Source organism: Pseudomonas sp. DF11, assembly GCF_058148565.1.
This window is the reverse complement of the sequence record NZ_JBYVYN010000003.1, coordinates 384424-406226: the sequence shown is the minus strand read 5'-3', so window position 1 is coordinate 406226 and position 21803 is coordinate 384424. Positions and strand designations below refer to the sequence as shown.

The following is a 21803-nucleotide window of genomic DNA, read 5'->3' as shown; positions in this document are numbered from 1 at the left end:
ATGTTACGTACTATCAACTTCATGGGCGTTCGCAACGTTGCGTTCGGCGTCACATTGTTCCTTACCGTGCTGGCGTTGTTCAGCTGGGCCACCAAGGGGCTGAACTACGGCCTGGACTTCACCGGCGGTACGCTCATCGAGCTGACCTACGAGCGTCCGGCCGACGTCACCAAGGTGCGCGAGCAACTGGCGACCTCGGGCTACAGCGATGCCATCGTGCAGAGCTTTGGTGCGACTACCGACCTGCTGGTGCGCATGCCGGGTGAAGACCCGCAACTGGGCCATCAGGTGGCCGAGGCCTTGCAGAAGGCCGGCGGCGATAACCCGGCCCAGGTCAAGCGCGTCGAGTTTGTCGGCCCGCAGGTGGGTGAAGAGCTGCGCGACCAGGGCGGCCTCGGCATGCTGATGGCGCTGGGCGGGATCCTGATCTACCTGGCCTTCCGCTTTCAGTGGAAGTTCGCGGTGGGCGCGATTGTCTCGCTGATCCACGACGTGATCGTGACCGTGGGCATCCTGTCGTTCTTCCAGATCACCTTCGACCTGACGGTGCTGGCGGCGGTTCTGGCGATCATCGGCTACTCGCTCAACGACACCATCGTGGTGTTCGACCGGGTGCGTGAGAACTTCCGTGTGCTGCGCAAGGCCTCGCTGATCGAGAACATAAACATCTCGACCACACAGACCCTGTTGCGGACCATGGCGACGTCGATCTCCACCTTGCTGGCGATTGCCGCGCTGCTGTTCTTTGGTGGTGACAACCTGTTCGGTTTCTCCATCGCACTGTTCATTGGTGTGTTGGCGGGTACTTACTCGTCGATCTACATCGCCAACGTGGTGCTGATCTGGCTGAACCTGAGCTCTGAGGATCTGATTCCTCCTGCGGCCACCGAAACGGAAGTGGACGACCGCCCGTAAGGCTTGTCGCTCCATCCGTCACTGCTGAAAAGGCGCGAGTTGAACTCGCGCCTTTTTTTATGCTCCAAGGCTGGGAGAAGCGCGGATTAATCCGCTTGTGATGGTCAGGAGGTTCAAGTGAACAAATCGATGCTGGTTGGTGCGGTATTGGGTGCTGTCGGTGTAACTGCCGGTGGTGCGGTCGCGACCTACAGCTTGGTAAAAAGTGGCCCTGAGTATGCGCAAGTATTGGCCGTGGAGCCGGTCAAGACCCAAATCAAGACCCCGCGTGAAGTGTGCAAGGACGTCACCGTGACTCGGCAGAAGCCAGTCCAGGACCAACACCAGATCGCCGGCACCGTGATCGGCGCCCTGGCCGGTGGACTGTTGGGTAACCAGGTCGGCGGCGGCACTGGCAAGAAAATCGCCACCGTGGCCGGTGCAGCTGGCGGCGGTTATGCCGGTAACAAGATTCAGGAAGGCATGCAGGAACGCGACACCTACACCACCACCCAGACTCGCTGCAACACGGTCAATGACATCAGCGACAAGGTTGTGGGCTACGACGTTCGCTACATGCTCGACGGCAAAGAAGGCAAAGTCCGCATGGACCGCGACCCGGGCAACCAGATCCCGGTGAACAAGGAAGGCCAACTGATCCTGGGGCAGAACGCACCGGCTCAGTGATCCAACTGCTAAAAAAAAAGCACCCCTCGGGGTGCTTTTTTTATGCCCGGATTTTATGCCGAGCACCCTCTGTCAGGTGTAGTTCATTGTGGCGAGGGGATTTATCCCCGCTGGGGCGCGAAGCGGCCCTAAATGCCAATGACCCGGTATGTCAGGCAGATTGGTTGACCGCTTATGAGAGGGGGGCTGCTACGCAGCCCAGCGGGGATAAATCCCCTCGCCACAAAGGGAGGCGCTTGCCTGGCATGGACAAGTTCTAGCAGGCATAAAAAAAGCACCCCGAAGGGTGCTTTTCTGTAGCCGGTTGCTTAGCGCTTCAGCGAAGCCGGCAAGTGCGGCTGGATAGCTGTCAGCACGGCCTTGAAGCATTTGGTGTTACCGGCAACGATGTGGCCTTTTTCAAGGAAGTCGTGACCGCCGGTGAAGTCGCTCACCAAACCACCAGCTTCCTGGATCAGCAGGGCGCCTGCGGCCATGTCCCACTCGGACAGGCCCGACTCCCAGAATGCATCGAAACGGCCAGCGGCGACATAGGCCAGGTCCAGGCTCGCAGCACCGGCGCGGCGGATGCCGGCGGTCTGGCCGACCAGGGCGCGGAACATGCCCAGGTAGTTGTCCAGGTTGTCCATCTGGTCGTCACGGAACGGGAAGCCGGTGCCCAGCAGGGCGCCGTCCAGGCTGGTGCGGCCGCTGACGCGCAGGCGACGACCATTCAGCTGGGCGCCACGGCCACGGCTGGCGGTGAATTCTTCCTGGCGAACCGGGTCCAGCACAACGGCGTGTTCCAGGCGGCCACGGTATTTGCAGGCGATGCTGACAGCGAAGTGAGGAATGCCGCGCAGGAAGTTGGTGGTGCCGTCCAGCGGATCGATGATCCACAGGTACTCTTCGCCTTCGATGCCAGTACCGGCGTGCATGCCGGTCTCTTCACCGAGGATCGAGTGGTTCGGGTAAGCCTTGCGCAGGGCGTCGACGATTTTTTGCTCGGCGGCGCGATCAACCTCGGACACGTAGTCCTTGGCGTCTTTTTCATCGACCTTGATGGTATCCAGGCGCTCGATGGAGCGGAAGATCAGTTCACTGGCGCTGCGGGCGGCGCGCAGCGCGATATTCAGCATGGGCTGCATGGATGTGTCACCTAAGGTTGTTAAAGAAAGCCGCGCATTCTATCAGAAAGTTTTCCGAGGAGAAGGTTGGTGTTCGCTTTCATAGCTTAACGGTAGGTGCTTATGTAAGATTTGCTCCCTTTATCGTGTTCGTGAGCGCCTCCCTTGTTGCAGAACATTCGTGTCGTCCTGGTCAATACCAGCCATCCGGGTAACATCGGCGGAGCTGCGCGGGCCATGAAGAACATGGGCTTGTCGCGGCTGGTGCTGGTCGAACCACGCCTGTTTCCCCATCACGAGGCCGATGCCCGTGCCTCCGGTGCCGGCGACATCCTCGCCAATGCCCAGGTCGTCGCCACCCTGGAAGACGCCCTGGTGGGGTGCAACCTGGTGCTCGGCACCAGCGCCCGCGATCGCCGCATTCCCTGGCCGCTGCTCGATCCCCGCGAATGCGGGACCAAAGTGGTCGAGGAGGCCGCGCAAGGCTTTGAAATCGCCCTGGTGTTCGGCCGTGAAGACTCCGGCTTGACCAATGACGAGCTGCAGCGATGTCACTTTCACGTGCATATCCCTTCCGACCCCGAGTTCAGTTCCTTGAACCTCGGGGCGGCGGTGCAGGTGTTGAGCTATGAAGTGCGCATGGCCTGGCTGGCGGCTGAAGGGCAGCCCAGCAAGGTCGAAAAAACCGAGGTCACGTCGCCGCGCAGTGAGACACTGGCGACTATGGACGAACTGGAGCGATTCTATGAGCACCTGGAGCAGACCCTGGTGGACATCGAGTTCCTCGACCCGGAAAAGCCGCGACACTTGATGGCGCGCCTGCGTCGGTTGTACGGACGAAGCTCGGTGAGCCGGGCGGAGATGAATATATTGCGCGGCATCCTCACGGAAACCCAGAAGGCGGCCCGTGGCGAGCTGATTAAGCGGAAGAAATAAAATGTTCGAACGTTTGCGTGAAGATATCCAAAGTGTTTTCCATCGTGACCCGGCGGCGCGCAATGCCTTTGAAGTGCTGACCTGCTATCCCGGGATGCACGCGATCTGGATCCATCGCCTTTCCGGCGCCTTGTGGAACATGGGCTGGAAGTGGCTGGCGCGGCTGGTGTCGAACTTCGGTCGCTGGCTGACCGGGATCGAGATCCATCCCGGGGCCAAGGTTGGTCGCCGGTTCTTCATCGACCACGGCATGGGCATCGTCATCGGCGAAACCGCCGAGATCGGCGATGACGTGACCCTGTACCAGGGCGTGACCCTCGGCGGCACCAGCTGGAACAAAGGCAAGCGTCACCCAACGCTGGAAGATGGCGTGGTGGTAGGCGCCGGCGCCAAGGTGCTCGGGCCGTTCACGGTAGGGGCGGGGGCGAAAGTCGGCTCCAACGCCGTGGTCACCAAGGCTGTGCCGCCCGGCGCGACCGTGGTGGGTATTCCGGGGCGGATCATCGTCAAGTCCGATGACGAACAGGATGCCCGGCGCAAGGCCATGGCCGAGAAGATCGGCTTCGACGCCTACGGTGTCGGCGAAGACATGCCTGACCCGGTCGCCCGCGCCATCAACCAGTTGCTCGATCACCTGCAGGCCGTCGATGGACGTCTGGAGGGGATGTGCGGGGCCCTGAAGGAGCTGGGCAGTAATTATTGCGCCAAGGACCTGCCTGAACTGCGCGAGGAAGATTTTGCGTGTGTGAAGGACAAGGATGAGACTCAGGCCAACTGAACCGATGCGCCTGCCTCGCGGGCAAGCCTTGCTCCCACAAAAAATTTGCCCCATAGGAGTCCTGTTTCGCAGGCTTCCTGTGGGAGCAAAGCTTGCTCGCGATGAACGATAACGCGGTATAGCTGGTCGTTAGTCGCCTACCTTTGCTATCATGCGCGCGCTCTTTCGCGGGTAAACCCGAGTAACCCACTAGGTCTTATACTTGACTTAAATACTCGGGAATTGCATACTCGCCCCCATTCCGAACTCCGTGGTAATTGTCCATGCGACTGACTACAAAAGGCCGATACGCCGTGACCGCGATGCTGGATCTGGCATTGCACGCGCAGCACGGGCCGGTGTCCCTGGCCGATATCTCCGAGCGCCAGGGCATTTCCCTGTCTTATCTTGAGCAGCTGTTCGCCAAGCTGCGCCGTAGCAACCTGGTTTCCAGTGTTCGCGGCCCGGGCGGCGGCTACCAGCTGTCGCGCGACATGCAGGGCATTCAGGTCGCCCAGGTGATCGATGCGGTGAACGAATCGGTCGATGCGACCAAATGCCAGGGCCTTGGCGACTGCCATGGCGGCGATACTTGCCTGACCCACCACTTGTGGTGCGATCTCAGCCTGCAGATCCACGAATTTCTGAGCGGTATCAGCTTGGCTGACCTTGTAACTCGCCGTGAGGTGCAAGAAGTAGCCCAGCGTCAGGACCAGCGCCGTTGCAATAGCAAGGCGCCGCACCTGGACAAGATTGAAGCGTCCGCCGTCGAATGACCGCCGCAGAGCAAGCGGAACGCCAGCCAGCCTGATTTAGGAGAGAGTCCATGAAATTGCCGATTTACCTTGATTACTCCGCGACCACCCCGGTTGATCCGCGTGTCGCGCAAAAAATGAGTGAATGCCTGCTGGTCGACGGAAACTTCGGTAACCCGGCGTCCCGTTCCCACGTGTTTGGCTGGAAAGCCGAAGAGTCGGTCGAAAACGCCCGTCGCCAGGTCGCTGACCTGGTCAATGCCGACCCGCGTGAAATCGTCTGGACCTCCGGTGCTACCGAGTCCGACAACCTGGCAATCAAGGGTGTCGCGCACTTCTATCACACCAAGGGCAAGCACCTGATCACCTCCAAGATCGAGCACAAGGCTGTCCTGGACACCATGCGCCAACTGGAGCGTGAAGGTTTCGAAGTCACCTACATCGAACCGGGTGAAGACGGCATCATCACTCCGGCCATGGTGGAAGCCGCGCTGCGCGACGACACCATCCTGGTTTCGATCATGCACGTGAACAACGAAATCGGCACCATCAACGACATCGCGGCCATCGGCGAACTGACCCGCTCCAAGGGCGTTCTGTTCCACGTCGATGCGGCTCAGTCCACCGGCAAGGTCGCGATCGACCTGTCGCAGTTGAAAGTCGACCTGATGTCGTTCTCTGCCCACAAAACCTACGGCCCTAAAGGCATCGGCGCGCTGTACGTCAGCCGCAAGCCGCGTGTTCGCCTCGAAGCGACCATGCACGGCGGCGGTCACGAGCGTGGCATGCGTTCCGGCACCCTGGCGACCCACCAGATCGTCGGCATGGGCGAAGCCTTCCGCGTGGCCAAGGAAGACATGGCTGCCGAGAACGTGCGCATCAAGGCCCTGAGCGACCGCTTCTTCAAGCAGGTCGAGCACCTGGAAGAGCTTTACGTCAACGGCAGCATGATCGCCCGCGTACCGCACAACCTGAACCTGAGCTTCAACTATGTTGAAGGCGAGTCGCTGATCATGGCGCTCAAGGATCTGGCCGTGTCGTCCGGTTCGGCGTGCACCTCGGCATCGCTTGAGCCTTCGTACGTACTGCGCGCCCTGGGCCGTAACGACGAACTGGCCCACAGCTCGATCCGCTTCACCTTCGGCCGTTTCACCACCGAAGAAGAAATCGATTACGCCGCGCAGAAAGTCTGCGAGGCCGTCACCAAGCTGCGCGCTCTGTCGCCGCTGTGGGACATGTACAAAGACGGCGTCGACATTTCGAAAATCGAGTGGGCGGCGCACTGAAGAAGTCGCCACCAGAGCGACTCACTGATGAGGATTGAAGCAAATGGCATATAGCGAAAAGGTCATCGACCACTACGAGAACCCGCGCAACGTCGGCAAGATGGACGCGCAGGACCCTGATGTCGGCACCGGCATGGTCGGCGCCCCGGCGTGCGGCGACGTGATGCGCCTGCAGATCAAGGTCAACGAGCAAGGCATCATCGAAGATGCCAAGTTCAAGACCTATGGCTGCGGTTCTGCCATCGCGTCCAGCTCCCTGGCCACCGAGTGGATGAAGGGCAAGACCCTTGATGAAGCCGAAACCATCAAGAACACCCAGCTGGCTGAAGAACTGGCCCTGCCGCCCGTGAAGATCCACTGCTCGGTACTCGCCGAAGACGCCATCAAGGCCGCCGTTCGCGATTACAAGCAGAAGAAAGGCTTGATCTGATCTGTGCACAGGTAAGGAGTTTCCATGGCTATCCAGATGACAGAAGCGGCAGCTAAGCATGTGCAGCGTTCCCTCGCGGGACGCGGCAAGGGCGAGGGTATCCGCCTGGGTGTTCGCACCACAGGCTGCTCTGGCCTTGCCTATGTGCTGGAATTCGTCGACGAAGTGGGCGAAGACGACCAGGTGTTCGAGAGTCATGGTCAGAAAGTGATCATCGACCCGAAAAGCCTGACGTACCTGGACGGCACCGAGCTGGATTTCGTCAAGGAAGGGTTGAACGAAGGCTTCAAGTTCAACAACCCCAACGTGCGCGGTGAATGTGGCTGCGGCGAAAGCTTCAATATCTGAGGCGGCTTGTGGGTACTCCTTGTCATTTTGCTTTGTTCCAGATGCAGCCTGCGTTCCAGTTGGATCTCGACCAATTGTCCGCGCGTTATCTGGAGTTGGCCCGTGGTGTCCACCCGGACCGCTTTGCTGACGCCTCCGAAGCTGAACAGCGGCGGGCGCTCGAGCAGTCTGCGAACCTCAACGAGGCCTACCAGACGCTCAAGAGCCCTGCCAAGCGCGCGCGTTACCTGCTCGCCATCAGCGGCCATGAGTTGCCCCTGGAAGTCACGGTCCACGATCCCGAGTTTCTTTTGCAGCAGATGCAATGGCGCGAAGAGCTCGAAGACCTGCAGGACAGCGCCGACCTGGCCGGTGTCGCGGTATTCAAGCGCCGCTTGAAAGACGCCCAGCACACATTGAACGAAAGCTTCGCAGCCTGCTGGAACGATGCCGCGCAACGCGAACAGGCCGAACGCCTGATGCGGCGCATGCAGTTCCTCGACAAGCTCACCTATGAAGTGCGCCAGCTCGAAGAGCGCCTCGACGATTAACCCAGTGCCGCTCCGGTCGCACGCCTGATTACAGATAAGTCCTGATTACGATGGCCCTACTGCAGATCGCCGAACCCGGCCAAAGTCCACAACCGCACCAGCGTCGCCTGGCTGTCGGGATCGACTTGGGTACCACCAATTCCCTGGTCGCTGCCTTGCGCAGCGGTCTTTCCGAACCGCTGGCCGATGAGCAGGGGCAGGTAATCCTGCCGTCCGCCGTGCGTTATCACGCCGATCGCGTCGAAGTGGGTGAGTCGGCCAAGCTGGCCGCTGCCACCGATCCGCTGAACACCATTGTCTCGGTCAAGCGCTTGATGGGTCGTGGTCTGTCCGACGTCAAGCAATTGGGCGATCAACTGCCGTACCGCTTCGTTGGCGGCGAATCCCACATGCCGTTCATCGAAACCGTGCAGGGCCCGAAAAGCCCGGTAGAGGTTTCCGCCGATATCCTCAAGGTGTTGCGCCAGCGCGCCGAAGCGGCGTTGGGCGGTGAGCTGGTGGGCGCGGTCATTACCGTCCCGGCCTATTTCGATGACGCCCAGCGCCAAGCCACCAAGGACGCCGCCAAGTTGGCCGGCCTGAACGTGCTGCGCCTGCTCAACGAGCCGACCGCCGCTGCGGTGGCGTACGGCCTCGACCAGCACGCCGAAGGCCTCGTAGCTATCTACGACCTGGGCGGCGGTACCTTCGATATCTCTATTCTGCGCCTGACCGGCGGCGTCTTCGAAGTGCTGGCTACCGGTGGCGACAGCGCCCTGGGCGGCGATGACTTCGACCACGCCATCGCTGGCTGGATCATCGAGCAGGCGGGCCTGTCCGCCGACCTCGATCCGGGCGCCCAGCGTCACTTGCTGCAAACCGCCTGCGCCGCCAAGGAAGCCTTGACCAACGCCGCGACGGTTGAAGTCGTCTACGGCGACTGGAAAGCCACCCTGAGCCGTGAAGCCTTCAATGCCCTGATCGAGCCCATGGTCGCCCGCAGCCTCAAGGCCTGCCGCCGTGCCGTGCGCGATTCCGGCGTGGAGCTGGAAGACGTCAAGGCTGTGGTCATGGTTGGTGGTTCGACCCGCGTGCCTCGGGTTCGCGAAGCCGTTGCCGAGGCCTTTGGACGCCAGCCGCTGACCGAAATCGACCCGGACCAGGTGGTCGCCATCGGCGCCGCGATCCAGGCCGATACTCTCGCCGGTAACAAGCGCGATGGTGGCGAGCTGCTGTTGCTCGACGTGATTCCATTGTCCCTGGGCCTGGAAACCATGGGCGGGCTGATGGAGAAGGTGATTCCACGCAACACCACCATCCCCGTTGCCCGCGCCCAGGACTTCACTACTTATAAAGACGGCCAGTCGGCGATGATGGTCCACGTGCTGCAAGGCGAGCGTGAACTGATCAGCGACTGCCGTTCCCTGGCTCGCTTCGAATTGCGCGGCATTCCGCCGATGGTGGCGGGTGCGGCGAAGATCCGCGTGACCTTCCAGGTCGATGCCGATGGCTTGCTCAATGTCTCCGCTCGCGAACTGGGTTCGGGCGTCGAGGCGAGCATCCAGGTCAAGCCGTCCTACGGCCTGACCGACGGCGAAATCGCCAAGATGCTCAAGGATTCGTTCCAGCATGCCAGCGACGACAAGGTGGCCCGCGTGCTGCGTGAGCAGCAGGTCGACGCCCAGCGCCTGATCGAAGCCGTGCAAGGTGCTCTTGAAGCCGACGGCGAGCGCTTGCTCGACGCCGAAGAGCGCATGGTCATCGAGCTGCAGATGCAGGAACTGTCCGAATTGATCAAGGGCACCGATGGTTATGCCATCGAGCAGCAGACCAAGCGTCTGTCGCAAGTCACCGATGCCTTTGCTGCCCGCCGCCTGGACTCGACGGTCAAAGCCGCCCTGGCGGGGCGCAACCTGAATGAAATCGAGGAGTAACTGATGCCGCAGGTGATTTTTCTGCCCCACGAGAAGTTCTGCCCGGAGGGCATGGTCGTGGAGGCTGAGCCCGGGATTTCCATTCTCGAGCTGGCCCATGAGCATCACATCGAGATGGAAAGTGCCTGTGGTGGCGTCTGTGCATGCACCACCTGCCATTGCATTATTCGCGAGGGCTTCGATTCGCTGGAAGAAGCGGATGAGCTGGAGGAAGATTTCCTCGATAAGGCCTGGGGCCTGGAAGCCCAATCGCGGCTGGGCTGCCAAGCCATCGTCGGTACCGAAGACCTGACCGTCGAAATCCCGAAATATTCGCTTAACCATGCGGCTGAAGCGCCGCACTGATGGTGACACTGTCATGAGCTATGGTTGGAATGATGTACAACGCATCGCAGAAGAACTGGCCGAAGCCAAGCCGGACGTGAATCCGCTGACTGTGAATTTTGTCGATTTGCAGCGCTGGATCATGGAGCTGCCCGATTTCGACAATACCTCTGGCCGTTGTGGCGAGAAGGTCTTGGAAGCGGTCCAGACGCTCTGGATCGAAGAAATCGACTGATCTACCCGGCAGGTTAGGCAATACCCCTGAACCCGCGTATAATTCGCGGGTTTAATTTTTCGCAAATTACCGTTTCTGGAGTTACACCATGGCTGTTCAACGTACTTTCTCCATCATCAAGCCTGACGCCGTTGCTAAAAACGTGATCGGCAAGATCGTTACCCGTTTCGAAGACGCTGGCCTGCGCGTTGTAGCTTCGAAAATGAAGCAACTGTCCAAGGCCGAAGCCGAAGGCTTCTACGCTGAGCACAGCGAGCGCGGTTTCTTCGGTGAGCTGGTTGCCTTCATGACTTCCGGTCCGGTTGTCGTTCAGGTGCTGGAAGGCGAAAACGCCATTGCTCGCAACCGTGAGCTGATGGGCGCTACCAACCCTAAGGAAGCGGCTCCAGGCACCATCCGTGCTGACTTCGCCGAGTCCATCGACGCCAACGCCGTCCACGGTTCGGACTCCGAAGCCGCTGCCGCTCGCGAAATCGCTTACTTTTTCTCCGCTACTGAAGTAACCACTCGCTAAGCCCAGGCTTTTGAGTGAAGGTGAATCCATGACTACATCGAACGGCAAAACCAACCTGTTGGGCCTGACCCAGCCGGAAATGGAGAAATTCTTCGACTCGATCGGGGAGAAGCGTTTCCGTGCCGGCCAAGTGATGAAATGGATTCACCACTTTGGCGTCGACGATTTCGACGCCATGACGAATGTCGGCAAGGCCCTGCGCGAAAAGCTCAAGGCTGTTGCCGAGATTCGTGGCCCCGAAGTGGTCAGCGAGGACATCTCCAGCGACGGCACCCGTAAGTGGGTGGTGCGCGTGGCGTCCGGCAGCTGCGTCGAGACCGTCTACATTCCCCAGGGCAAACGCGGCACCTTGTGCGTTTCGTCCCAGGCAGGCTGTGCCCTGGATTGCAGTTTCTGCTCCACCGGCAAGCAAGGCTTCAACAGCAACCTCACCGCCGCCGAAGTGATCGGCCAGGTGTGGATTGCCAACAAATCCTTTGGCAGCGTCCCGGCGACCGTCGACCGTGCCATCACCAACGTGGTGATGATGGGCATGGGTGAGCCGCTGCTGAATTTCGACAACGTCATCGCCGCCATGCACCTGATGATGGATGACCTGGGCTATGGCATCTCCAAGCGCCGGGTGACCCTGTCCACCTCGGGCGTGGTGCCGATGATCGATGAGCTGGCCAAGCATATCGACGTCTCCCTGGCGTTGTCGCTGCACGCACCCAACGACGCATTGCGTAACCAATTGGTGCCGATCAACAAGAAGTATCCGCTTAAGATGCTGCTGGAGTCGTGCCAGCGCTACATGTCGTCCCTGGGCGAAAAGCGTGTGCTGACCATCGAGTACACCTTGCTCAAGGACGTGAACGACAAGGTTGAACACGCGGTCGAGATGATCGAGTTGCTCAAGAACATCCCGTGCAAGATCAACCTGATCCCGTTCAACCCGTTCCCGCATTCCGGTTACGAGCGTCCGAGCAACAACGCGATTCGTCGCTTCCAGGATCAGCTTCACCACGCTGGCTTCAACGTCACCGTGCGCACCACCCGCGGCGAAGACATCGATGCCGCTTGTGGCCAATTGGTAGGACAGGTGCTGGATCGCACCCGTCGCAGCGAGCGCTACATTGCCGTGCGTGAGTTGAACGCCGCGGACGATGCGGTGCAAAACGCTGCGAACAGTCACTAAGAGAGGAACTCTATGTCCCTGCGCTTCGCGCTCGTTTTGCTGTTGGCCGGCCTTTGTTCCGGTTGTGTCCTGTCGGGTGACTACAACCCGATGAAGACCAGCAAAGGGCGCGACGAGGCGCGTGTGGCTTATGTGCAACTGGGCATTGGTTACTTGCAGCAAGGCATGACCGAACGGGCCAAGGTCCCGCTCAAGAAGGCCCTGGAGCTGGACAGTTCCGACGCCGATGCCAATGCGGCCCTGGCCCTGGTGTTCCAGGCCGAGATGGAGCCGGAACTGGCTGACGAACATTTTCGCAAGGCGCTGTCGGCCCGGCCTCAGGATGCACGGATCCTGAACAACTACGGCAGTTTTCTTTACGAGCAGAAACGCTACAAGGAAGCCTACGAGCGTTTCGAGCAGGCTGCCGCCGACACCCTTTACCCTGAGCGCTCGCGGGTTTTCGAAAACCTCGGCATGACGGCCGCGCAGCTCGGCCAACGCGACCTGGCCCGCCAGCAGTTGGAAAAGGCGTTGCGGCTCAACCGCCAGCAACCGCGGGCGCTGCTGGAAATGGCTGAGTTGTCTTACGAAGACAGGCATTATGTGCCCGCGCGTGACTACTACGAGCGTTTTAGCCTGCTGAGCGAGCAAAATGCACGTAGTCTATTGCTCGGCGTTCGGCTGGCACATGTGTTTGAAGATCGCGACAAGGCTGCAAGTTACGGCCTGCAACTCAAAAGACTCTATCCCGGTACGCCGGAATATCAGCAATACCTGTCGGAGCAATGATGAAAGCGGCGCATCCCGAAGTTGTAGCAGCGACTCGCGTAAATCCCGGTGAGACCCTGCGTCAAGCCCGCGAAAGCAATGGTTGGTCGCTGGCCGAAGTGGCCCTCAAGCTCAATCTCACCGCGGCTTCCCTGGGCAATCTGGAAGCGGGCGCGTTCGACAAGCTGCCGGGGCATACCTTCGCCCGGGGCTATATCCGCGCCTATGCCAAATTGCTCGGCATGGACCAGACCGTGCTGGTCCAGCAATTCGATCAATACACCGGTTCCGATGCCCAGGGCAGCAACGTGCACAGCCTGGGCCGTATCGAGGAGCCGGTTCGCGTATCCCACACCATTTTGCGAATCGTCAGCCTGTTGCTGCTGATCGCGGTGATCGGTGGCGGTTTTGTCTGGTGGCAGGAGCAGACTTCCTTGCGCAACAAGGAGCCGGTCGCCATGAACCCTGAGCACGTCGAGGTCGAGGGTGCCGACGGCACCACTCAGATCCATCCGCTGGACGAGCCGGAAGACCAGGCTGTCGTCGAAGGCCAGACCGAAGGCGAAACCGCCCTGGCGTTGCCGCAGAGCCCGGATGCCGCCGATGCCGAGGCGGGCGCCGAGCCAGCTGTCCCAGCCCCTGCGCCGACGGCACCCACAGCGCCAGCTGCACCGGGCACCGGCAGCGCGCCGATTGCCACGGCACCTGCCGCACCGACCGCGCCAGCGCCAACGACCCACGCCGCTCCAGCCGCGCCAGTCGTCCCGGCAGCGCCAGTGGCTCCGGTGGCACCTGCGGCCGGTGAAGGCCAGGTACAGATTCAGTTTGTCGCCGACTGCTGGACGCAGATCACCGACGGCAACGGCAAGGTGTTGTTCAGTGGCCTCAAGCGCAAGGGCGACAGCACTTCCATCAACGGCAAGCCACCCTTTGCCGTACGCCTGGGTTATGCCCGTGGCGCGCAGGTCAGCTACAACGGCCAGCCGGTCGATGTGGCTCCGTTCACCAGTGGCGAGACCGCTCGCCTGAAGTTGGGTCAATAAGTCATGCACGGCGAATCTCCAATCAAGCGTCGCGAATCCCGAAAGATCTGGGTCGGTAACGTGCCCGTGGGCGGCGATGCGCCTATCGCTGTGCAGAGCATGACCAACAGCGACACCAATGACGTGGCCGCCACGGTCGCGCAGATCAACCGCCTGGAAGCCGCCGGTGTCGACATCGTGCGGGTTTCGGTGCCGGACATGGACGCCGCCGAGGCGTTCGGCAAGATCAAGCAATTGGTCAAGGTCCCCCTGGTGGCCGACATCCACTTCGACTACCGCATCGCCCTGCGCGTGGCCGAGTTGGGCGTCGATTGCCTGCGTATCAACCCGGGCAACATCGGTCGCGAAGACCGTGTCCGTGCCGTGGTGGATGCCGCCCGCGACCGGGGCATTCCGATCCGCATCGGCGTGAACGCCGGTTCCCTGGAAAAAGACCTGCAAAAGAAATACGGCGAACCGACCCCGGCGGCATTGGTAGAGTCGGCCTTGCGTCATGTCGAGCACCTGGAACGCCTGAATTTCCAGGACTTCAAGGTCAGCGTGAAGGCGTCCGACGTGTTCATGGCCGTCGAAGCCTACCGCCTGCTGGCCAAGGAAATCGTCCAGCCGCTGCACCTGGGCATCACCGAAGCCGGTGGGTTGCGTTCGGGCACGGTGAAATCCGCCGTCGGCCTCGGTATGCTGCTCGCCGAAGGGATTGGCGATACCATCCGCATCTCGTTGGCGGCCGACCCGGTCGAGGAAGTGAAAGTCGGCTACGACATTCTCAAGTCCCTGCACCTGCGTTCCCGTGGGATCAACTTCATCGCCTGCCCGAGCTGCTCGCGGCAGAACTTCGATGTGGTCAAGACCATGAACGAGCTGGAAGGGCGCCTCGAAGACCTGCTGGTGCCGCTGGATGTCGCGGTGATCGGTTGCGTGGTCAACGGGCCGGGCGAAGCCAAGGAGGCCCATATCGGCCTGACTGGCGGCACACCGAACCTGATTTACATCGACGGCAAGCCGTCGCAGAAACTGACGAATGACAATCTGGTGGATGAGCTGGAACGGCTGATTCGCCAGAAAGCGGCCGAAAAGGTCGAAGCCGACGCCGCAGTGATTGCGCGTGGTTGAGTCGAACGAATTTAAGGATTACCTGTGAGCAAGTCCCTGCAAGCCATTCGTGGCATGAACGACATCCTGCCCGAGCAGACGCCCCTGTGGCGCTATTTCGAGGGCACCGTGGCGCGTTTGCTGGATAACTACGGTTACCGGCAGATCCGCATGCCGATCGTCGAGTTCACCGAGCTGTTCAAGCGCTCCATCGGCGAAGTGACCGACATCGTCGAAAAAGAGATGTACACCTTCGACGACCGCAACGGCGATTCCCTGACCCTGCGCCCCGAAGGCACGGCGGCTTGCGTGCGTGCGGTGCTCGAACACGGCATCACCGGCGGTGGCCAGGTGCAGAAACTCTGGTACATCGGCCCGATGTTCCGTCACGAGCGTCCGCAGAAAGGCCGTTATCGCCAGTTCCACCAGATTGGTCTCGAGGTGTTCAACCTCGAGGGGCCGGACATCGACGCCGAGCTGATCGTCATGACCTGGCGCCTGTGGGGCGAGCTGGGGCTGCGTGACGCGGTCAAGCTCGAGCTCAACAGCCTGGGCACCAGCGAGTCCCGTGGCCGCTACCGTGAGGCATTGGTGGAGTTTCTTTCCGCCCACCTGGACAAGCTCGACGAAGACAGCCAGCGCCGTCTGAAGACCAATCCGCTGCGCGTGCTCGACACCAAGAATGCCGAGACCCAGGCGGTCCTGGTCGACGCGCCGAAAATGGCCGACTACCTCGACGACGAATCCCGCGCGCACTTCGAGGGGCTGAAGGCACGCCTGGACGCCGTTGGCATTCCGTACGTGATCAACCCCAAGTTGGTTCGCGGCCTGGATTACTACAGCAAGACCGTCTTCGAATGGGTCACCGACAAGCTCGGCGCCCAGGGCACCGTGTGTGCCGGTGGCCGCTACGACGGGCTGGTGGAGCAGATGGGCGGCAAGCCGACCCCGGGCGTGGGTTTTGCCATGGGGATCGAGCGTCTGGTGTTGATGCTCGAAGCCCTGGACAAGGTGCCGCAAGAGCTGTCCCGCCAGGTCGACGTCTACCTGTGCGCCTTTGGCGAGGCCGCCGAACTGGCAGCCCTGGCCTTGAGCGAGCGGATCCGCGACCAGTTGCCCAACCTGCGCCTGCAGATCAACGCTGGCGCCGGCAGCTTCAAGAGCCAATTCAAGAAGGCCGACAAGAGCGGGGCGTTGTACGCACTGATCCTCGGTGACGACGAACTGGCCCAACAAGTGGTAGGTTTCAAACCCCTGCGTGGCCAGGGCGAACAACAAAGCATTGCCTGGGATGCGCTTGCTGCACACCTGGCCACCTGCGTCGTGCAGGGTTGAAGCTGTACAAACAGCCGATTTAGCGATTAAGGAGTATTGGGGTGTCGAGTACCGAAGATGAACAGCTGGCGGATTTGAAGGACTGGTGGACGCGCAACGGCAAGCCGCTGGTCACTGGCGGCCTGTTGGCGCTGGTCATCGTGTTCGGCTGGCAGGCCTACCAGAAATACCAGAGCAGCCAGTCGCAAGGCGCCTCGGTGCTCTACCAGCAATTGCTGGAAACCACCCTGACCCCGGACGGCAAGCCTGACGCGGCCCGCGTGGCCGACCTGGCCGGCAAGCTCAACAACGAATTCGGCGGCACCGCCTACGCGCAATACGGTCGCCTGTTCGTGGCCAAGGTTGCGGTGGACAGCGGCAAGCTGGACGATGCGGCCACCGAGCTCAAAGCTATCGTCGACAAACCGGCCAACCCGACCCTGGGCGAAGTGGCGCGTCAGCGCCTGGCGCAGGTGCTGGCGGCACAGAACAAGGCCGAAGATGCGTTGAAGCTGCTCGACGGCGATGCCGACAAGGCGTTCCTGGCGACCCGCGAAGAACTCAAGGGCGACCTGCTGGTACAGCTGGGGCGTGCCGATGAGGCCTATGCGGCCTACCAAAAAGCCAAGGCTGCGCTGTCGGATGAAGCCGCAGTCGGTGGCCTGCAAATCAAGCTGGACGACCTGGCCAAAGGGGATGCGTGACGTGATCCGTTGGAAACATGCAGCATTGCTGGCCCTGGCCATTCTGGCCGCGGGTTGCAGCAGCAACAGCAAGAAAGAACTGCCTCCGGCCGAACTGACCGACTTCAAAGAAGAAGTTGTGCTGCAGAAGCAGTGGAGCCGTTCCATCGGCGAAGGCCAGGGTGAAACCTACAACATGCTGGTGCCGGCCATCGACGGCGACACCATCTATGCAGGCGACGTCACCGGCGTGGTCATGGCGATGGATCGCAGCAACGGCGACGTCAAATGGAAGAAAGATCTTGAACTGCCCGTTTCCGGCGCCGTTGGCGTGGGTTATGGCCTGGTCATGATCGGCACGCTCAAGGGCGAGATCGTCGCCCTGGACGCGAGCAGCGGTGAAGAGAAATGGCGCGCCCGCGTGACCAGTGAAGTGCTCGCACCGCCGGCCACCAACGGTGACGTGGTCGTGGTCCAGACCCAGGACGACCGCCTGATCGGCCTGGATGCCGCTACCGGTAACCAGCGCTGGTTGTATGACAGCACCCCGGCGGTCCTGACCCTGCGCGGCACCAGTGCGCCAGTCGTCACCAACCGCCTCGCGGTGGCTGGCTTGTCGACCGGTAAAGTGGTCGCCCTGGATATTTCCAACGGCGTGCCGGTCTGGGAACAGCGCGTGGCGATCCCTCAAGGTCGTTCGGAGCTGGAGCGCGTGGTCGACATCGACGGCGGCTTGCTGCTGTCCGGCGGTACGCTGTACGTCGCCAGCTACCAGGGCCGTGTTGCGGCACTGGACCTGGAAAGCGGTCGTCCGCTGTGGCAGCGCGATGCGTCCAGCTACGCGGGTGTCGCCCAAGGCTTTGGCAGCGTCTACGTGAGCCTGTCTTCGGGCACGGTTGAAAGCGTCGATGAGCGTTCCACCACCGCGTTGTGGAGCAATGACTCTCTGGCCCGTCGTCAACTGTCGGCTCCGGAAGTGTTCTCCAGCTACGTCGCTGTGGGTGACCTGGAAGGTTACCTGCACCTGCTCAGCCAGGTAGACGGCCGTTTTGTCGGCCGTGAGCGCATCGACAGCGACGGCCTGCGTGCCCGTCCGCTGGTGGTGGGCAACATGATCTATGTGTATGGCAACAGCGGCAAACTGGAAGCCCTGACCATCAAGTAAGACTATGCTTGGGGCTAATCCCCCAAGCGGCCTTGGTTACAAGGTTTGCAGTGCTTGCACAGACTGCCCCGAGCACCAGCCGCTGCCTCGCAGCGGCTTTTGTATTTTCTGAAATAACGAAGTGGAGAGCCGCATGGTTCCCGTAATCGCCCTGGTGGGCCGACCGAACGTCGGCAAGTCCACCTTGTTCAATCGCCTGACCAGGACTCGCGACGCCATCGTCGGCGACTTGTCCGGTCTGACCCGTGATCGCCAATACGGTGAGGCCAAGTGGCAAGGGCGTACCTATATTCTGGTCGACACCGGCGGCATCTCCGGTGATGAACACGGCATGGACGAAAAAATGGCCGAGCAGTCGCTGCTCGCCATCGAAGAAGCCGATGTGGTGCTGTTCCTGGTAGACGCCAAGGCCGGTTTTACCGCCGCCGACCAGATGATCGCCGAGCATTTGCGCAAGCGTAACAAGCGTTCCTACGTGGTCGCCAACAAGGTCGATAACATCGACCCGGACATGGCCCGCGCCGAGTTCGCCCCGTTGGGCATGGGCCAGGCGATCCCGATCGCCGGCGCCCACGGTCGTGGCATCACCCAGATGCTGGAAATCGCTCTGGAGAGCTTCCCGAAAGACGACGTGGAAGAACCGGAAGAGGGCGAGGAAGAGATCGTTGCCGAAGGCGAGGAAGCCAAGCGCATTCCGGGCCCGAGCGAAAAAGACGGGATCAAGATCGCTATCATCGGCCGCCCGAACGTGGGCAAGTCGACGCTGGTCAACCGCATGCTCGGTGAAGACCGGGTTATCGTCTATGACCAGCCCGGCACCACCCGTGACAGCATCTACATTCCCTTCGAGCGTAACGAAGAGAAGTACACGCTGATCGATACCGCCGGTGTGCGCAAGCGCGGCAAGATCCACGAAGAAGTCGAAAAGTTCTCCGTGGTCAAGACCCTGCAGGCGATCAAAGACGCCAACGTGGTGATCTTCGTGATGGACGCCCGCGAGGGCGTGGTCGATCACGACCTCAACCTGCTGGGCTTTGCCCTGGAGGCCGGTCGTGCGCTGGTCATCGCGATCAACAAGTGGGACGGCATGACGCCGAGCGAGCGGGATTTCGTCAAGGTCGAATTGCAGCGTCGGCTGTTCTTCGTCGACTTCGCCGATATCCACTTCATCTCGGCCCTGCACGGTACCGGCGTGGGCAACCTCTACGCCTCTGTGCAGAACTCGTTCAAGTCGGCGGTCACCCGCTGGCCGACCAACCGCCTGACCCAGATCCTCGAAGACGCCGTTGGCGAGCACGCGCCACCGATGGTCAACAACCGCCGGATCAAGCTGCGCTACGCCCACTTGGGCGGTGCCAACCCGCCGATTATCGTGATTCACGGTAACCAGATCGAGAAGGTGCCCAAGTCGTACGTCCGTTACCTGGAAAATACCTATCGCCGCGTCCTGAAGCTGGTCGGCACGCCGATCCGCATCGAGTTCAAGGGCGGCGAGAACCCGTACGAAGGCAACAAGAACACGCTCACCGACCGCCAGGTCAACAAGAAGCGCCGCTTGATGTCGCACCACAAGAAGGCTGACAAGAAGCGTCGCGACAAGCGCTGATCTGCTGGTCACTATGGGTGCCTTGCCCACAGTGACTGACAACACACAGAATCCTGTGGCGAGGGGATTTATCCCCGCTGGGCTGCGAAGCAGCCCTAAACCGGTAACTCGGGTGGGTCAGGCAGGTTGAATTCACTGCTTTGGGGGTTGCTGCGCAACCCAACGGGGATAAATCCCCTCGCCACAAGGTTTGTGTCTGGCTGGGTATGTAATCGAGTGGGTGCCTGGGGCACCCTTTTTCATGCCCGGCGATTGGGCTATCCTCGAGCTCTCCCGCGCCGCACCTGAGCCGGGTGCAGACCCAGGGAACCCTCGATGATCACCAGCAAGTTGCCGAATGTCGGCATCACGATTTTCACCCAGATGTCCCAGCTCGCGGCGCAGACCGGCGCGCTCAATCTGTCCCAGGGGTTCCCCGATTTCGATGGTCCGCAGGCCCTGCGCGATGCAGTTGGCCGGCATATTGCCCAAGGTCATAACCAATACTCGCCCATGACCGGTTTGCCGGCGCTGCGCCAGCAGATCGCGGCGAAGATCGCCCGCAGTTATGGCGTCAGCGTCGATGCCGATCAGGAAGTGACCGTGACCCCCGGCGCGACCCAGGCGATTTTCTGTGCCATTGCGGCGGTGGTCCACAGCGGCGATGAAGTGATCGTCTTCGACCCTAGTTATGACAGTTACGAGCCTTCCGTACTATTGGCTGGTGGCCGTTGCGTGCACGTGCCATTGGGCCTGGATGACTTCGCCATCGACTTCGAGAAGCTCGGCGCAGCCCTGAGCCCGCGCACGCGCATGATCATTCTCAACTCGCCGCACAACCCCAGCGGCGCCCTGATCAGCCGCGCCGAACTGGACCAATTGGCGGCGCTGATTCGTGATCGCGATATCTACCTGGTCAGCGACGAGGTCTACGAACACCTGGTGTTCGACGACGTCGCCCACGCCAGCGTGCTGGCCCATGAGGAGCTGTACCGCCGCGCCTTCGTGGTCAGTTCGTTCGGCAAGACCTACCACGTCACCGGCTGGAAAACCGGCTACGTGGTGGCGCCAGCGGCCCTGACGGCGGAGCTGCGCAAGGTGCATCAGTACGTCAGCTTCTGCGGCGTGACGCCGTTGCAATACGCCCTGGCCGACTACATGGCCGAACATCCGGAACATGTCGATGAGTTGCCGGATTTCTACCAGGCCAAGCGCGACCTGTTCTGCGATCTGCTGGCGCCGTCGCGGTTCAGCTTCCAGCGGGTGGCCGGCACTTATTTCCAGTTGGTGGATTATTCGCAAATCCGTCCGGACCTGAACGACGTCGACATGGCGGTGTGGATGACCCGCGAGCACGGCGTGGCGACGATTCCAATCTCGGTGTTCTACCAGAACCCACCACAAGGCCAGCGCCTGGTGCGCCTGTGCTTTGCCAAGCGCGAGGAGACGATGCGTGAAGCGGCGGAAAAACTATGCGTGATCTGAGCACATTGCCCGACCTCAATATCGCCTTGGTCCAGACCACCCTGGCCTGGCACGACCGTCGGGCCAACCTGGAGCATTTCGAAGGTCTGCTGGAGCAGGCGCGTGGCGCGGACCTGATCATTCTGCCGGAAATGTTCACCACGGGCTTTTCCATGGAGTCCGAGACCCTGGCGGAAGCGGAGAACGGCCCGACGCGCCAATGGCTCAAGGCCCAGGCGGCGAAGCTGGATGCGGTGATCACCGGCAGTGTGATCATCCAGGCCGCTGACGGCAGCCATCGCAATCGCCTGCTCTGGGCGCGGCCGGACGGTGAGGTGCTGCATTACGACAAGCGCCATCTGTTTCGCATGGCCGGGGAGCACAACCATTACACGCCGGGCGAGCGCCAGGTGCTGTTCGAACTCAAGGGCTGGCGCATTCGTCCGCTGATCTGCTACGACTTGCGTTTCCCGGTCTGGAGCCGCGACGCCGAGGACACCGATCTGCTGCTGTACACCGCCAACTGGCCGGGCGCGCGGCGTCAGCACTGGAATCGACTGCTGCCGGCCAGGGCGATCGAGAACCTGTGCTACGTGGCGGCGGTGAACCGCATCGGCATCGACGGCAAGGGCTTCGCCTACACCGGTGACAGTCAGGTGCTGGACTTTCAGGGCGAGACCCTGCTCAGCGCCGGCGAGGCAGACGGGGTGTTCACGGTGTGCTTGAGCGCGACGGACCTGGCGGCCTATCGCACGCGGTTTCCGGCGAACCTCGATGCCGATACGTTCGAATTCATCTGATTGAAACGTTTCAGT

General features: G+C 61.2%; 24 protein-coding genes. 23 read left to right on the top strand and 1 reads right to left on the bottom strand.

From position 1 onward, the window contains the following. Positions 1-915 (top strand): protein translocase subunit SecF, encoded by a 915-nt coding sequence (gene secF, locus AC30D9_RS12310; protein WP_134922893.1) that lies wholly within the window; start codon positions 1-3, stop codon positions 913-915. A 117-nt stretch (positions 916-1032) separates the two neighbouring features. Next, complete coding sequence (locus AC30D9_RS12305) at positions 1033-1581, top strand: glycine zipper 2TM domain-containing protein (RefSeq protein WP_134922894.1); 549 nt, start codon at positions 1033-1035, stop codon at positions 1579-1581. Between the two features lie 308 nt (positions 1582-1889). On the opposite strand, the gene suhB is transcribed toward AC30D9_RS12305, so the two are convergent. Then, entirely contained in the window at positions 1890-2708 is an 819-nt protein-coding gene (gene suhB / locus AC30D9_RS12300) for a type III secretion system regulator SuhB (RefSeq protein WP_003185165.1), read from the bottom strand. A gap of 144 nt (positions 2709-2852) precedes the next feature. On the opposite strand from suhB, the gene trmJ reads away from it, so the two are divergent. The 21 genes from trmJ (at position 2853) to AC30D9_RS12195 (ending at position 21788) form a co-directional block, all read left to right on the top strand. Then, positions 2853-3623, top strand: a complete 771-nt coding sequence (gene trmJ / locus AC30D9_RS12295) for a tRNA (cytosine(32)/uridine(32)-2'-O)-methyltransferase TrmJ (protein ID WP_134922895.1) — start codon at positions 2853-2855, stop codon at positions 3621-3623. 1 nt (position 3624) lies between these two features. Then, positions 3625-4401, top strand: coding sequence for a serine O-acetyltransferase (cysE, locus tag AC30D9_RS12290; protein WP_490144103.1), 777 nt, complete (start codon positions 3625-3627; stop codon positions 4399-4401). Between the two features lie 263 nt (positions 4402-4664). Further along, entirely contained in the window at positions 4665-5156 is a 492-nt protein-coding gene (iscR, locus tag AC30D9_RS12285; protein WP_003185160.1) for a Fe-S cluster assembly transcriptional regulator IscR, read from the top strand. Positions 5157-5206: 50 nt separating this feature from the next. Beyond that, positions 5207-6421: an IscS subfamily cysteine desulfurase gene (locus tag AC30D9_RS12280; protein WP_134922896.1), complete on the top strand. Its 1215-nt coding sequence runs from the start codon at positions 5207-5209 to the stop codon at positions 6419-6421. A 43-nt stretch (positions 6422-6464) separates the two neighbouring features. Then, positions 6465-6851: a Fe-S cluster assembly scaffold IscU gene (gene iscU / locus AC30D9_RS12275; protein ID WP_003185157.1), complete on the top strand. Its 387-nt coding sequence runs from the start codon at positions 6465-6467 to the stop codon at positions 6849-6851. A 24-nt stretch (positions 6852-6875) separates the two neighbouring features. Next, positions 6876-7199 carry an iron-sulfur cluster assembly protein IscA gene (gene iscA / locus AC30D9_RS12270; protein WP_030139597.1) on the top strand — a complete coding sequence of 108 codons (324 nt, stop codon included), beginning with the start codon at positions 6876-6878 and terminating at the stop codon, positions 7197-7199. Between the two features lie 8 nt (positions 7200-7207). Continuing rightward, on the top strand, positions 7208-7729 hold the full coding sequence (gene hscB, locus AC30D9_RS12265; protein ID WP_003197997.1) for a co-chaperone HscB: 522 nt from the start codon (positions 7208-7210) through the stop codon (positions 7727-7729). Between the two features lie 50 nt (positions 7730-7779). Beyond that, complete coding sequence (gene hscA / locus AC30D9_RS12260; RefSeq protein WP_490144102.1) at positions 7780-9642, top strand: Fe-S protein assembly chaperone HscA; 1863 nt, start codon at positions 7780-7782, stop codon at positions 9640-9642. 3 nt (positions 9643-9645) lie between these two features. Continuing rightward, entirely contained in the window at positions 9646-9987 is a 342-nt protein-coding gene (fdx, locus tag AC30D9_RS12255; protein WP_092402602.1) for an ISC system 2Fe-2S type ferredoxin, read from the top strand. Positions 9988-10000: 13 nt separating this feature from the next. Further along, the gene (iscX, locus tag AC30D9_RS12250; RefSeq protein WP_109753617.1) at positions 10001-10201 is read left to right on the top strand and encodes a Fe-S cluster assembly protein IscX; all 201 of its coding nucleotides are present in this window, start codon (positions 10001-10003) and stop codon (positions 10199-10201) included. A gap of 88 nt (positions 10202-10289) precedes the next feature. Then, positions 10290-10715, top strand: coding sequence for a nucleoside-diphosphate kinase (ndk, locus tag AC30D9_RS12245; RefSeq protein ID WP_030139592.1), 426 nt, complete (start codon positions 10290-10292; stop codon positions 10713-10715). A 28-nt stretch (positions 10716-10743) separates the two neighbouring features. Then, entirely contained in the window at positions 10744-11892 is a 1149-nt protein-coding gene (gene rlmN, locus AC30D9_RS12240) for a dual-specificity RNA methyltransferase RlmN (RefSeq protein WP_109753618.1), read from the top strand. Between the two features lie 12 nt (positions 11893-11904). Further along, positions 11905-12663: a type IV pilus biogenesis/stability protein PilW gene (gene pilW / locus AC30D9_RS12235; RefSeq protein WP_109753619.1), complete on the top strand. Its 759-nt coding sequence runs from the start codon at positions 11905-11907 to the stop codon at positions 12661-12663. Beyond that, positions 12663-13685, top strand: coding sequence for a RodZ domain-containing protein (locus AC30D9_RS12230; protein ID WP_307576083.1), 1023 nt, complete (start codon positions 12663-12665; stop codon positions 13683-13685). The genes pilW and AC30D9_RS12230 overlap by 1 nt, the downstream gene beginning before the upstream one ends. A gap of 3 nt (positions 13686-13688) precedes the next feature. Further along, on the top strand, positions 13689-14798 hold the full coding sequence (ispG, locus tag AC30D9_RS12225) for a flavodoxin-dependent (E)-4-hydroxy-3-methylbut-2-enyl-diphosphate synthase (protein ID WP_003185136.1): 1110 nt from the start codon (positions 13689-13691) through the stop codon (positions 14796-14798). Positions 14799-14822: 24 nt separating this feature from the next. Continuing rightward, positions 14823-16112 carry a histidine--tRNA ligase gene (gene hisS / locus AC30D9_RS12220; protein WP_490144101.1) on the top strand — a complete coding sequence of 430 codons (1290 nt, stop codon included), beginning with the start codon at positions 14823-14825 and terminating at the stop codon, positions 16110-16112. A 41-nt stretch (positions 16113-16153) separates the two neighbouring features. Beyond that, the gene (locus AC30D9_RS12215; RefSeq protein ID WP_490144100.1) at positions 16154-16795 is read left to right on the top strand and encodes a YfgM family protein; all 642 of its coding nucleotides are present in this window, start codon (positions 16154-16156) and stop codon (positions 16793-16795) included. Continuing rightward, on the top strand, positions 16788-17939 hold the full coding sequence (bamB, locus tag AC30D9_RS12210; protein ID WP_134922903.1) for an outer membrane protein assembly factor BamB: 1152 nt from the start codon (positions 16788-16790) through the stop codon (positions 17937-17939). The genes AC30D9_RS12215 and bamB overlap by 8 nt, the downstream gene beginning before the upstream one ends. Positions 17940-18072: 133 nt before the next feature. Next, positions 18073-19545, top strand: a complete 1473-nt coding sequence (gene der / locus AC30D9_RS12205; protein WP_063322847.1) for a ribosome biogenesis GTPase Der — start codon at positions 18073-18075, stop codon at positions 19543-19545. A 315-nt stretch (positions 19546-19860) separates the two neighbouring features. After that, positions 19861-21009 (top strand): pyridoxal phosphate-dependent aminotransferase, encoded by a 1149-nt coding sequence (locus AC30D9_RS12200; RefSeq protein WP_490144099.1) that lies wholly within the window; start codon positions 19861-19863, stop codon positions 21007-21009. Further along, complete coding sequence (locus AC30D9_RS12195) at positions 20997-21788, top strand: amidohydrolase (RefSeq protein ID WP_490144098.1); 792 nt, start codon at positions 20997-20999, stop codon at positions 21786-21788. Before AC30D9_RS12200 ends, AC30D9_RS12195 begins: the two co-directional genes overlap by 13 nt. Positions 21789-21803: the final 15 nt, after the last annotated feature.